Annotated in this window: 11 protein-coding genes; 7 read left to right on the top strand and 4 right to left on the bottom strand. The window is 57.3% G+C overall.

Annotation, left to right across the window (positions count from 1 at the left end; all coding sequences use genetic code 11):
• Positions 1 to 106: 106 nt before the first annotated feature.
• The gene (locus tag FGO67_RS05945; RefSeq protein ID WP_203299744.1) at positions 107 to 1,336 is read left to right on the top strand and encodes a DUF445 domain-containing protein; all 1,230 of its coding nucleotides are present in this window, start codon (positions 107 to 109) and stop codon (positions 1,334 to 1,336) included.
• Between the two features lie 110 nt (positions 1,337 to 1,446).
• Positions 1,447 to 2,496, top strand: coding sequence for an HDOD domain-containing protein (locus tag FGO67_RS05940; RefSeq protein ID WP_203299743.1), 1,050 nt, complete (start codon positions 1,447 to 1,449; stop codon positions 2,494 to 2,496).
• Here FGO67_RS05940 and FGO67_RS05935 read toward each other — a convergent pair.
• On the bottom strand, positions 2,479 to 3,840 hold the full coding sequence (locus tag FGO67_RS05935) for a YihY/virulence factor BrkB family protein (RefSeq protein WP_203299742.1): 1,362 nt from the start codon (positions 3,838 to 3,840) through the stop codon (positions 2,479 to 2,481). The genes FGO67_RS05940 and FGO67_RS05935 overlap by 18 nt on opposite strands.
• A gap of 200 nt (positions 3,841 to 4,040) precedes the next feature.
• Here FGO67_RS05935 and FGO67_RS05930 point away from each other — a divergent pair, with 200 nt between their 5' ends.
• The gene (locus tag FGO67_RS05930; protein ID WP_203299741.1) at positions 4,041 to 5,288 is read left to right on the top strand and encodes an OmpP1/FadL family transporter; all 1,248 of its coding nucleotides are present in this window, start codon (positions 4,041 to 4,043) and stop codon (positions 5,286 to 5,288) included.
• A 31-nt stretch (positions 5,289 to 5,319) separates the two neighbouring features.
• On the opposite strand, the gene FGO67_RS05925 is transcribed toward FGO67_RS05930, so the two are convergent.
• On the bottom strand, positions 5,320 to 6,255 hold the full coding sequence (locus FGO67_RS05925) for a D-2-hydroxyacid dehydrogenase (RefSeq protein ID WP_203299740.1): 936 nt from the start codon (positions 6,253 to 6,255) through the stop codon (positions 5,320 to 5,322).
• A 77-nt stretch (positions 6,256 to 6,332) separates the two neighbouring features.
• On the opposite strand from FGO67_RS05925, the gene tmpT reads away from it, so the two are divergent.
• The 4 genes from tmpT (at position 6,333) to FGO67_RS05905 (ending at position 12,188) form a co-directional block, all read left to right on the top strand.
• Entirely contained in the window at positions 6,333 to 6,986 is a 654-nt protein-coding gene (tmpT, locus tag FGO67_RS05920) for a thiopurine S-methyltransferase (protein ID WP_203299739.1), read from the top strand.
• A 388-nt stretch (positions 6,987 to 7,374) separates the two neighbouring features.
• On the top strand, positions 7,375 to 9,297 hold the full coding sequence (locus FGO67_RS05915) for a PrkA family serine protein kinase (protein WP_203299738.1): 1,923 nt from the start codon (positions 7,375 to 7,377) through the stop codon (positions 9,295 to 9,297).
• Between the two features lie 33 nt (positions 9,298 to 9,330).
• Positions 9,331 to 10,626, top strand: a complete 1,296-nt coding sequence (locus tag FGO67_RS05910) for a YeaH/YhbH family protein (RefSeq protein WP_238942180.1) — start codon at positions 9,331 to 9,333, stop codon at positions 10,624 to 10,626.
• Positions 10,623 to 12,188, top strand: coding sequence for a SpoVR family protein (locus FGO67_RS05905; RefSeq protein ID WP_203299737.1), 1,566 nt, complete (start codon positions 10,623 to 10,625; stop codon positions 12,186 to 12,188). Before FGO67_RS05910 ends, FGO67_RS05905 begins: the two co-directional genes overlap by 4 nt.
• Positions 12,189 to 12,214: 26 nt before the next feature.
• On the opposite strand, the gene FGO67_RS05900 is transcribed toward FGO67_RS05905, so the two are convergent.
• Together FGO67_RS05900 and FGO67_RS05895 are read right to left on the bottom strand one after the other, a co-directional pair.
• Positions 12,215 to 12,946 (bottom strand): LrgB family protein, encoded by a 732-nt coding sequence (locus FGO67_RS05900; RefSeq protein WP_203299736.1) that lies wholly within the window; start codon positions 12,944 to 12,946, stop codon positions 12,215 to 12,217.
• Positions 12,943 to 13,326: a CidA/LrgA family protein gene (locus FGO67_RS05895; protein ID WP_203299735.1), complete on the bottom strand. Its 384-nt coding sequence runs from the start codon at positions 13,324 to 13,326 to the stop codon at positions 12,943 to 12,945. Before FGO67_RS05895 ends, FGO67_RS05900 begins: the two co-directional genes overlap by 4 nt.
• Between the last annotated feature and the right edge of the window lie 180 nt (positions 13,327 to 13,506).

Genomic DNA, 13,506 nt, shown 5'->3' with positions numbered 1-13,506 from the left:
GGCGAAGCTCAAGCGCCACATGGATGTGCTTGAGCGGGTTTTGGAGAAGGCTTTTCGCAGGGTTGCTTGCTCACAAGCAGCCACCAAGGACAACAGCGAGTAGCGGATGACAAGCTTGTTCACCACCCCTGAATTCTGGCAATACCTCAGCATTCCCGTCATCGCGGCGCTGATTGGCTGGACCACCAACTGGCTCGCCATCAAGATGACGTTCTTCCCGCTGGAATTTATCGGCAAGCCTCCGCTGTTGGGCTGGCAGGGCATCATCCCCTCAAAAGCCCGCAAAATGGCCGCCATCAGCGTCGATGCCACCATTTCCAAGATCGGCACCGTTAACGAAATTTTCCAGCAGATTGACCCGAAAGTCCTCGCCACCCACATCGTTCATACGGTAGACAGCCGCATCGAAGAATACGTGGACGAAATGATGCTGCGGGAATACCCCACCTTCTGGGAAAACCTGCCTGCCTCGGCCCGCAACATGGTGTATGACCGGGTTCGAAAATCGACACCCCAGCTGGTCGACAACCTCGTGGAGGATATCTCGGCGAACATCGAAGACCTGCTCGACATCAAAGGCATGGTCATCGAGCGACTGGCCAGCGACAAGCGGCTGCTGAATCGGATCTTCCTGGAATGCGGGGAGGTCGAATTCCGCTTTATCGTCAACTCCGGCTTCTACTTTGGCTTCCTGTTCGGCCTGATCCAGATGACCGTCTGGTACTTCTATCAGAGCTGGTGGGTGCTGCCGTTCTTCGGCCTGCTGGTGGGCTGGGCCACCAACTGGATCGCCCTGAACGTCATCTTCCGACCGCTGCAGCCAAAGAAAGTGGGCCCGTTCCGGATACAGGGACTCTTCCTCAAGCGCCAACCGGCGGTGGCCGAATCCTTCTGCCACATCGTCACACACGAAATCCTGACCGTCGGAAACATCATCAATGCCATTCTGAACGGCCCCAAGGGCGACCGCGCCCGCAACATGGTGAAAAAACACATCAAGCCACTGGTGGACGAAACCGCCGGCATGGGCAAAGCGCTGACCCAGGTCGCCTTTGGGCCTACTGGCTTCGCCACCCTGAAAAAGCAGGTTGGGGAAAAAGCCATCGAGATCTCCCAGACCTCATTCGACAACCCGGTGTTCGAACAGGACCGGGCCCGAGCGGTCGAATCGATCATGGTGGAGCGGATGATCGCCCTGTCCTCGGAAGAGTTTCAGGACTTACTCAGGCCCTGCTTCCAGGAAGACGAAATCAAGCTAATCCTCGTTGGCGCCTTTCTGGGCATGGCTGCCGGTTTCTGCCAGCTGGTGTTCGTATTTGGCCAGTCCGTGCTGTAATGGAGCGCCAACTTCAATTCATCTTGCGCTGTGCAAGCCACTGAGCCAAAGACTATACTGCGGCGTAAAGGATATTTAATTTTTACGACCTGACGGCTCGGAGGCAACGGATGCCAGGCTTTCTATCCTGGATTACGAGTTTATTCTCATCGTCACAACCGCCAACTCCAGTGTTACCGGAAGCGCGGCTGATAAACCCAGCCAAAGAGCAAACGAGCGACGACGACCTTGAGAACGGGTTAGAACTGACCCGCCAGCTGGAGGAGAACCTGTTTTGCTGGCTGCTGGATGCCAAGCCCTCTGCACTGGCCGGAGAGTTACTGCCTGCCCCGGAGATTCTTGGAGAACTGGAGAATCGCCTCAGCGAAGGCCGGCTAGACGAGCTTCCAAGGCAACCACTCAGCCTCCCGATGCTGCTCAGGGCCCTGGCCGATGAATCCACCGATCGTCAGAGTGTGACCGACATCATTCTCAGGGATCCGGCCCTGACCGATCAGTTGCTGCAAGTAGCCAACAGCCCCTTCTTCCGCAATGGCGACAAGACCATCGAATCGGTAGATCAAGCGGTCTTCCTGCTGGGTATCGATGGTATCCGGAATGTGGTGTCCGCGGCGGTGATGCGGCCCATGATGGCCGCCCGTAACAGTGGCGAAGCACTGTTTGCCAAGCGGGTTTGGCGCTGGGGACTTTCGTGCGCACGAGCCTCCGAGCAGATTGCCAAGCTCCATAACGCAGACACCAGTGCCCACTTCATGGCAGGACTTCTGCCAGCCCTGGCCTACATCACCCTGTTCAGGGAGTTGCAACGGATCTGCCGCGCGCAACAGAACAGCGCCCCGCCGCCGGCGTTGATCCGGCAGGCCATGACCCGTTACCAATGGTCCACCAGCCAGCTGCTGGCCAAGGCCTGGAATCTTCCGCCACGGTTCAGCGCGCTGCTGCTGGCCGCTGAGCGGCCAGCCCCGAGACAGGATCAGACTCCGTTAAACGACGGCATCATCATCGGCACTCGCGAGGTGCTTCACCACGCCAACCAGCGCAACCTGGCAGAGGACGACCTGCCCAACGTGGTGCAGCTGAGCCCGCAGCAAATCAAACTGGTTCGGGAATCACTGCTGGCCATGCTGCGTGATGAGGGGCGCTCACCCGCCCGACTGTGACACCGGATCCTGCCCTGCTTCTTTAACGGATTGCTGAATCGTCTTACCGTTTCTCAGAAGCTCGGAGAAGGACTTGCTCAATCGATCTTCCTCGCCATGCAGCAGGTCGAAAGGCAGGTCAAACGGCAACCTGTCCACCACCCGATCTTCGTCGCGACGAACCACCCTGAGCACGTCGGCAATCGAAATTCCATCCAGCGACCGGCCAGGAACCAGCTGGTCACCCTGGCGCCCCGCCAGCGACAACAACCCGGCTCGAATCAGCTTGTCACTCACGCCCCGAGTCACCTCGCCAGGCACACTCAAGCGATGCTCAAGCACCTCCTGTTGAGGTGCGGGTTCACCCTCTGTGAAGGGTTTCGCAACCATCCACATCAACGCTAAAGCCACCTTCTCCTGCAGCTCAGGCGCCAGCTGAACCTGCCGGCGCTTGGCAACGGAGCTTGGGTTCTGCAGGTAAAACGCCAGACTGGCGCCCAGCAGCAGGATCATCCAGCTCAGGTAAGTCCAGATCAGCAGGATGATACCAATGGCGAAGCTGGAGTAGATAGCTGCGTACTTGGCAGAACCGGCCACGAACGACGCAAACAGCATACCCGCTGCCTGCCAGGACACACCGGCAACCAGTCCACCGATAAAGGCGTAGCGGAGCTTCACGCGGGTGTTCGGCATGAAGATGTAGACAAAGGTGAAGGCACCGACCACCAGGAAGAAAGGCATAAATCGGCTGGCAATCAGGATCAGAGAGCCAAACGGCTCAATCTCCATCAAGGTCTGGACAAAGGTGGAGGAAAATATGGTGGCACTGACACCGATAGCGGACACCATCAGCACGGGCCCCACCATAATCACACTGAGGTAGTTACTGAAGCGCTGCGCCATCGAACGCATGTCGGGCACCCGCCAGATCATGTTGAACGAGCGCTCGATCTTCTGCAGCAACGAAACCACCGTGTAGACCAGCAGTGCCAACCCAACAGACCCCAGCACGCCCACTTTCATATTGTCGACGAAGCCGAGGATCTTCTCTGCCAGCTCGATACCCTGCGGCCCCAAGGGCTGAAAAAACTGATAAAGGAAGGGCTCCATGCGCTGATGCACTCCCAGCGCCTTCAGTACCGAGAAACTGAGCGCCAGCAACGGCACGATACTGAGCAGCGTGGTGTATACCAGACTCATGGCGTGCAGGGTTAGCTGGCCACTGATGACATCCCGGGCCAGCGCATAAACCGAGCGGCCTGCCTTGTAAAGCCAGGTCCAGGGCCAGGTACGCGGCGGGTTGGGGTTAGCGAGAATCCAGTCTTCTGCCGCCTGAAGCCGTTCTTTGAATTGGAAAGAAGCCACTCAATGTCCTGCGATGGAAAGTTTTATACAGGTTATCAGGCAGATACCTGCCGTAACAGAGTATGGCCGATTACCGGACATTTGCGAGGCCTTAACCCGGAATTATAACCATATAAACTTTTATCACTTTCACTTATATCCGGATTTCGGTACAAACGCGGCCACGAAATTGACGAAAATTAACGACCAGGTGTTCATCTATGCGTTTGAGCCTTGCAGTGGCCGCGATTACGGCTTTCGTTCCAGCAACAGCATTAGCGACTAACGGGTATTTCAGCCATGGATACGGCACCATCAATAAAGGTATGGCCGGCGCCGGAAGCGCCCTGTCTCAGGACAGCATTGCAGCAGCCACCAACCCTGCTGGCATGGCCTTCATCGGCAACCGCATTGACGGTGGCCTTGAGGCGTTTTCGCCCCGGCGGGAATACTCAGTAGAAGGCAACCCACAGCAGGACGACATGTTTCCGCTGGCCCCGGGTAACTACCAGAGCAGCCGCGATGGTTTTGTCATCCCGCACCTCGGCTTTAACCGCAAGCTGTCCGACACCACCGCCTTTGGCGTCTCGGTCTTCGCCAACGGCGGCATGAACACCGAATACCCCGGCGAAGAAGGTGGCCCGTTCTACGGTGGCCGCACCGGCGTAAACCTGGAACAGCTGTTCATCGCACCTACCTGGTCCTGGGAATTCTCCGAAAACCAGGCCTTCGGCATTTCGCCTGTCATTGCTTACCAGCGCTTCGAGGCGAGAGGCCTGCAGGGCTTCGGCGACTTCTCCTCCGATCCAAGTGCCGTATCGAACAACGGCGACGATGACGCCTGGGGCTACGGCTTTCAGATTGGCTGGCAGGGCAAGATCACCGACACCCTCAGAGGCGGCGTAAGCTGGCGCAATATCCTGGAAATGGAAGAATTCGACCAATACCAGGGCCTGTTTGCCGAACAGGGTGACTTCGACATCCCGCAGATGTTCAACGCCGGCATCGCCTGGTCCGGCATTCAGGATCACTGGATCGTTCTGGACGTGCAGCATATCAAATACAGCGAAGTGAACAGCGTCGGCAACCCACTGTTGCCGAACCTGATGACAGCACCGCTGGGTGCCGACCAGGGCGCTGGTTTTGGCTGGGATGACATGACCATCGTCAAGCTGGGCTGGCAGTGGCAACAGAACCAGAAAAATGCGTGGCGAGCAGGCGTAAGCTACGGCGAAAGCCCGATTTCTGATGAGGACGTGCTGTTCAACATCCTCGCTCCGGGACTGCAGGAATGGCACTTCACCGGCGGTTTCACCCACAACTTCAGCGAAAACCTGGAGCTTTCCGGAATGGCGTTCTTCTCGCCGACGAAAGAAGTCTCCGGCCCCAACCCACTGGCGGCCGACCAGACGATTACCCTGGAGATGTACCAGGTCGGTGCCTCAGCCAGCATCGGCTGGAAGTACTAAACCACGCCGCTTAGATTGCAAAAAGCCCCGGTTATGCCGGGGCTGACAAATTACGCGCCGTAATATCGACAATCCTCTGCCGCGCCTCACGACTTGCCCAGGCCGAATGAGGGGTCACGATCAAATTGGGGATATCGCCTGCCAGCAATGGGTTACCGTTCCGGGGCGGCTCTTCGGTCAACACATCAAAACCGGCACCACCGATCTCGCCCGACCTCAGGGCATCCGCCAGCGCCTGTTCGTCCACCAGTCCGCCGCGGCTGGTGTTGATCAGCAAGGCGTCGTTTTTCATCATCTTCAACTCACGGGCACCGATCAGGTTACGGGTTTCGTCGGTGAGCAGGCAGTGCAGTGACAGCACATCCACCTGTGGCAGCAGTTCGTCAAGGGGCATGCGCGGATAGCCATCCACCTCCGAGGCCGACTGGCCCGGCCGTGCGCCCAACAGGACTTTCATCCCAAAGGCTTCGGCCCTCTCAATAACCCCCTTGCCGAGATCACCATACCCCACGATACCCAGTGTACGGCCCTCCAGCTCCATGATCGGATGGTCCATCAGGCAGAACATATCGCTCTTGCCCCAGCGACCGGCACGCACATCGCGATCGTAATCCAGCAACCGTGTGGCCAGCGCCAGAATCAACGCCAGGGTGTGCTGGGCGACCGTTGAGCGGCCGTAATTAGTCACATTGAGCACCCGAATACCATGATCGCGAGCTGCGTCTTTATCGATGTTGTTAATCCCGGTGGCCACTACCGCAATGGTGGTCAGCTCAGGGCTGGCTTCAAAATGCTCTCGCGTAAGCACTACCTTGTTGACGATCACCGTATCGAAGCCCTGAATGCGGCCAACTACCTCATCGGGCGCCGTTTTACCGTGTTTAACCAGATCGCCGGTGATACGCTCAATGGGAGCGAGATCGACATCGTTGCCGAGTGTATTGGCATCGAGGAATACTGCTTTCATGCTTTTCTCCTGAATCAAGACAGGCAAAGATTAGGGTAGACTTGAGCATACGTCCAAACCAGAGGGAGTGGAAAACCATGGATCACGAGTTCTGGCACGAACGCTGGGCCAAAAAGGAAATCGGCTTTCACGAGGGCACCGTTAACCAGTACCTCCACGACCACTGGCCAGAACTGGCCGGTAAGGCCGCCAGCGCCGTTTTTGTCCCACTGTGCGGTAAAGCCCACGACATGTGGTGGCTGCACGACCGCGGGCACCCGGTGATCGGCGTCGAGCTGAGCGAAGTAGCCTGCAAGGACTTCTTCGAGGAAGGCGGCGAAAAAGCCAAAGTGCACCCTGGCGAGCCGTTCATAACCTTCAAGCATGATAACCTGGAACTCTGGTGCGGCGACTTTTTTCAGCTGGTTCCGGCCGACCTGAAACACATCCGTCTGGTTTACGACCGGGCCGCCCTGATTGCCCTGCCACCCCACATGCGCAAGAGCTACGTGGAACACCTGACCGCAATCATCCCGGATGACACCAAGATACTGCTGATCACCCTCGACTACGACACCGACATCAAAGGCCCACCGTTTAACGTCAGCGATGAGGAAGTGATGGAACTCTACTCGGCGGACTACACCGTCGAACACATCGTCACCAACACCCTGGCCAAAGACCACCCGTTCACCAAACGCAAAGGCCTGGCCGGTGCCACCGAAAGCGTGTTCAGGTTAACAAAAAAATAAAACGCCACCGGAAAGAAGTTCCTAAAGCCCGGATCGGAGTGTAAGGGGTGTCTTTCCAGAACAGCTTGTTTGTCTGAGCAAAGCGAGTTTCAACAAGCTGTTCTGGAAAGACACCCCTTGCGCTCCAGCCCCACCCTGCCGGCAGTAAGCCCCCCACCCCGTAACACAATTTAATGAACCTTAACGGCTTACTCACTGTCCTATTTTTCGAGCGTGAACTAAGCTCAAATTAAGCAGGCAGCCGCAGCTTCGTATTTGCCGGGCAGCTTGTATGTATCCATTTCTTCCACCCATAACTACACAAACCGCCCTATCAGGCGGAACCGATGCAACGGGGATATTGCGTGAACTGAGTGTCGATTATAAGAGAGCAAGCGAGGGGCCATCTATGACCATCATGCAGCACTTTAAAGACAGGTATGAGAGTACCCAGGAAGAAGAATTCACCCTGGAGGAATACCTGGAGATCTGCAAAAAGGACCCAACGGCCTATGCCACGGCCGCTGAACGAATGTTAATTGCCATTGGCGAGCCAGAACTTGTCGACACCTCCCGTGACCATCGCCTGTCACGCATCTTCTCCAACAAGGTTATCAAGCGATACCCTGAATTTTGCGAGTTCTACGGCATGGAAGAAGCCGTGGAAAACATCGTGTCCTTCTTCCGCCATGCCGCCCAAGGCCTGGAAGAAAAGAAACAGATCCTGTACCTGCTCGGCCCGGTTGGCGGCGGTAAATCGTCCCTGGCGGAAAAGCTCAAGGCCCTGATGCAAAAGGTGCCCTTTTACGCCATCAAAGGCTCACCGGTGAACGAATCGCCGCTTGGGCTGTTTGACCCCTCGGAGGACGCCCAGATCCTCGAAGAGGAATACGGCATTCCCTCCCGGTACCTGCAATCCATCATTTCGCCCTGGGCGGTCAAACGGCTGCATGAATACGGCGGCGATATCAGCCAGTTCAAGGTGGTGAAGAAATACCCCTCCGTTCTGGACCAGGTTGGGGTCTCCAAGACCGAGCCCGGTGACGACAACAACCAGGATATCTCTGCCCTGGTGGGCAAGGTCAACATCCGAATGCTGGAGGACTTCTCCCAAGACGACGCCGACGCCTACAGCTTCAGCGGTGGCCTGTGCAAAGCCAACCAGGGCCTGCTGGAATTCGTCGAGATGTTCAAGGCACCGATCAAAGTGCTGCACCCGCTGCTGACCGCGACTCAGGAAGGCAACTACAACACCACCGAAGGCATGGGCTCGGTGCCCTTTGACGGCGTGATTCTGGCCCACTCCAACGAATCGGAGTGGCAGACTTTCCGCAACAACAAGCACAACGAGGCGTTTCTGGACCGGGTCTACATCGTGAAGGTGCCCTACTGTGTCCGGGTCACCGAAGAGATTGAGATCTACAAGAAGCTATTGAAGAACAGCTCGCTGTCCGGTGCCCCCTGCGCCCCCGACACCCTCGACATGCTGGCCCAGTTCTCGGTGCTGTCCCGGATCAAGGAACCGGAAAACTCCAGCATCTTCTCCAAGATGCGCGTGTACGACGGCCAGAACATCAAGGATACCGATCCGAAGGCCAAGTCGATTCAGGAGTATCGGGATGCCGCAGGCGTAAACGAGGGCATGGACGGCCTGTCCACCCGCTTCGCGTTCAAGATCCTGTCAAAAGTGTTCAACTTTGATACCGCTGAAGTGGCGGCCAACCCCGTGCACCTGCTGTACGTGATCGAGAAACAGATTGAGCAGGAGCAGTACCCGCCCGAGGTTCAGGAGCGCTACCTGCGGTTCATCAAGGAATTCCTGGCACCGCACTACGTCCAGTTCATCGGCAAAGAGATCCAGACCGCGTACCTGGAGAGCTACAGCGAATACGGCCAGAACCTGTTCGATCGCTACGTCACCTATGCCGACTTCTGGATTCAGGACCAAGAATACCGGGATCCCGAAACCGGCGAGATTCTCGACCGCTCGTCCATCAACGATGAGCTGGAGAAAATCGAGAAACCGGCGGGCATCAGCAACCCGAAAGACTTCCGCAACGAGGTGGTCAATTTTGTCCTGCGGGCGCGGGCCAACAACCAGGGCCGCAACCCGTCCTGGCTCAGTTACGAGAAGCTCCGCAGCGTGATCGAGAAGAAGATGTTCTCGAACACCGAGGATCTGCTGCCAGTTATTTCCTTCAACCCGAAAGCCAGTCAGGAAGATCAGAAGAAACACAAGCAGTTCGTCGAGCGTATGGTCGATAGAGGCTACACGGAGAAACAGGTTCGCCTGCTTGCAGAGTGGTACCTGCGGGTTCGTAAGTCTCACTAAGTCAGCGTCCAACCGCTGAACTGGAGTAGCGCTATGGGTATGACCCACGTCGTCGACCGGCGACTGAACGGCAAGAACAAAAGCGCGGTGAACCGGGAACGGTTCCTGCGCCGGTACCGTCACCACATCAAGAAAGCCGTGGCCGATGCGGTGCAACGACGCTCGATCACCGACATTGAGCGGGGCGAGAGCGTCAGTATTCCAAGCCAGGATATCGAAGAGCCGATATTCCACCATGGCCAGGGTGGCAAACGCGAAATGGTGCACCCGGGCAACCAGGAGTTTGTCGCCGGCGACACCATCCCGAAGCCGCCCGGCGGCGGTGGCGGTGGGCAGGGCCACGGCAAAGCCAGCCCGGATGGCGAGGGCATGGATGAATTCGCCTTCCAGATCACCCAGGAGGAGTTTCTCGACTTTCTGTTCGACGACCTCGAACTGCCCAACCTGGCTCGCAAGAAACTGAAAGACACGGAATCCTTCAAGTACGTCCGCTCCGGCTTCACCACCGAAGGTGTCCCAGCCAAACTCGATGTAGTGCGCTCACTCCGGGGTGCTCATGCCCGCCGGCTGGGCCTGGGTGGCGCGCGCAAGAAGAAGATCCGTGATCTGGAAGAGCAGCTCGAGGCGCTGAAAATGGCGCCGAAGGATCTCGACCCGGCCTTCAGCCATGAAGACCAGATCCAGGTCCTGGAGGAGGAAATTGCCCGCCTGAAAGCCAACATCCGGCGCATTCCCTTCATCGACGAAATCGACCTGCGCTACCGCCAACACCAGAAACACCCGCAGCCGGCCACCAGTGCCGTGATGTTCTGCCTGATGGACGTGTCAGGCTCGATGACCCAGATGCACAAGGACATCGCCAAACGCTTCTTCATCCTGCTGTACCTGTTCCTGAAGAAGAACTACAAGAAGATCGAGGTGGTGTTCATCCGGCACCACACCAGCGCCAAAGAAGTGGATGAGGAAGAGTTCTTCTACTCCCGGGAAACCGGCGGCACCATCGTCTCCAGCGCCCTTAAGCTGATGAAAAAGATTGTTGAGTCCCGGTACCCGCCGTCGGAGTGGAACATCTACGCCGCCCAGGCCTCGGATGGCGACAACTGGAACGATGACTCACCGGTGTGCAGCAAAATACTGGCCGAGGGCATCCTGCCTCTGGTGCAATATTACGCTTACACCGAGATCACACCCCAGGATCATCAGATGCTGTGGTACGAGTACGAAAAAATCATGGAGCGCTTTCCCAATAGCTTCGCCATGCAACAGATCGCCGATCCGGGCGAGATCTATCCGGTATTCCGACAGCTGTTTGAGAGGAAAGCCGCATGACCGACACCATGGATCGTCCCAACCTTCCAGAAAATGGGCAAGACAGAGACCGTCAGCCCATTTCCACCAGTTCGGAATGGACCTTCGATCTGATCCGCAAGTACGACGAAGAGATAGCCAAATGCGCGGCGGAGTTCGGACTCGACACCTATCCCAACCAGATCGAAGTCATCAGCGCCGAGCAGATGATGGATGCCTACAGTTCAGTGGGCATGCCGGTAGGGTATCATCACTGGTCGTTCGGCAAGCAGTTCTTGAGCACCTCCAAGGGCTATCAGCGCGGCCAGATGGGGCTTGCTTACGAGATCGTGATCAATTCCAATCCCTGCATTGCCTACCTGATGGAAGAGAACACCCTGCCCATGCAGGCGCTGGTCATCGCTCACGCCAGTTATGGCCATAATTCCTTCTTCAAGGGTAACTACCTGTTCCGAACCTGGACTGACGCCAGCGCGATCATCGATTACCTGGTGTTCGCCCGCAATTACGTGGCGGAATGCGAGGAACGGCACGGGGTGGATGCGGTGGAGCAGATTCTCGACTCCTGCCACGCCCTGATGAATTACGGGGTCGACCGCTACAAGCGCCCTGCCCCGATTTCAGCCTCCGAAGAGCAGCGCCGGCAACAGGAGCGGGAAGAATATCAGCAGCGACGCATCAACGATCTGTGGCGCACCATTCCCCGGCTCAACGATGACGACGATGCGGTAAACAAGAAGATTCGCTTCCCCGAGGAGCCCCAGGAAAACATTCTCTACTTTATTGAGAAGAACGCGCCTCTGCTTGAAACCTGGCAGCGGGAGATCGTGCGCATCGTGCGCAAGCTGGGCCAGTACTTCTATCCTCAACGCCAGACCCAGGTGATGAACGAAGGCTGGGCCTCGTTCTGGCATTACACCCTGCTGCATGCCCTGTACGAGAAGGGCTTGGTGAACGACGGCTTCATGCTGGAATTCCTCCAGAGCCACACCGCTGTGGTTTACCAACCGCCTTTTAATAGCCCCTGGTATTCAGGCCTGAACCCCTACACCCTGGGCTTTTCGATCTACACCGATCTGCGGCGGATCTGCGAGCATCCCACCGAAGAAGACCGGCAGTGGTTCCCGGACATCGCCGGTACCGACTGGGTCAAAACCCTGCATTTCGCCATGGCCAATTTCAAGGATGAGAGTTTCATCCAGCAGTTCCTGTCACCCAAGGTGATGCGCGACCTTAAGCTGTTCTCTATCCAGAATGACGATCAGGAAGACGTCTACCGGGTAACCGCCATCCACGACGAACCCGGCTACCGCATCCTGCGGGAAAAACTGGCGCGCCAGTATAACCTCAGTTACCGCGAACCCAACATCCAGGTCTGGAACGTGGATGTGCGCGGCGACCGCTCACTGACCCTGAGGCATGTCCCGGTGGACCGGGTGCCGCTAGGGGATGAAACCGAGGAAGTACTCCGCCATGTACACCGGCTCTGGGGCTTTGATGTGCATCTGGAGAGTGTCGACGAAGGCACTGTGGTGGAGGAGTATCACTGCCCCAGGCATTCCCTTGATGAAGACGACGATTAAGGTAATAGGCGCGAAAGGACCATGGGTCAGAGCAGCATCTGCATCCAGTCCACCAGCCACGGCACTATAAGAGCCGTGGCGAAGGCCGACAACGCCATCGCCAGTCCTGAAAACGCCCCCATCTGACGGCTGACCTGAAACGCCCTTGCAGTCCCAATGCCGTGGGCGGCAACGCCCATGGCAATACCGCGGGCGGCATCGTCTTTCACCCGGAACCAGTCAAACAACTTGGTGCCCAGCACCGCGCCGGTAATACCGGTCGCGACCGTCAGTACGGCCGTCAGCGATGGCAGCCCGCCGATTTTTTCAGAAATACCCATGGCCACCGGTGCCGTGGCCGATTTCGGCGCCAGCGACATCTGGATTTCCAGCGAACCTCCCAACAGCCAGGCCAGACCGATGGAACTGCCAGCGGCGATCAACACGCCGCAGATCAAGGAAATGGTCACCGGCAGCCAGAGCTGACGCAGCCGGGAGAACTGCTGGTATAGCGGCACCGCCAGGGCCACGGTGGCTGGGCCCAACAGGAAATGCACAAACTGACCGCCTTCGAAATAGTCGTTGTAGGAGGTGTCGGTGAGCAGCAGCAGACCAATCAACATGGCCACCGAGGTCACCACCGGGTTGGCCAGCGGGTTGGAGCTGGTGCGAAGGTACAAGCGGTAGGCCAGGCCGTAGGCCACCAGGGTGATAGTCAGTCCCAGCAGAGGCGACGCCGACAGGTAAACCCAAATATCCTTCAGACCAGGCTCGTTCATTGCTCCGACCCTCCCTGTGCAGAGCTGTCGGGCTTGACCAGCCAGCGCGTGGTCAGCTGCATGATCAGTGCCGTTGCGATCATGGTGATCACGGTGCTCAGCAACAACGCAAGAACGATAGGCAGCCACTCATCAGCGATGCGATCGAAGTGTGCCATCATGCCAACACCGGCTGGCACAAACAGCAGTGACAGATGGGCCAGCAATGCGGACGACGCCTGCTCAACCGATTCCGGTGTCCGGCCCCGAATCCACAGGGTGATAAACAGCATCACCATTCCCAGGACCGGCCCTGGTATAGGCACGCCCGCCAGGCGCACGGTGATCTCACCAAGCAGCTGGTACACCAGCAACAGCGTTATTCCATTGAGAAACTGCATGGCAAGGGCTCCGGCCGGCGAATACGGATATCCTCAGAGCATAGTCAGTTAACCTTGTGCTGAACACTCAACGGAAGTCGAACGAGAAATAATTCAAAAAACGGAACTTTAGTAGCGCGAGGATCGTGAACTTAATTCGTTATCAGTATACTTGCAGCCAACAAGTAAAACTTTTTTAAC

Source organism: Marinobacter sediminum (assembly GCF_016820575.1).
Taxonomy (GTDB): Bacteria; Pseudomonadota; Gammaproteobacteria; order Pseudomonadales; family Oleiphilaceae; genus Marinobacter; species Marinobacter sediminum.
This window is presented reverse-complemented; position numbering and strand designations above follow the sequence as displayed.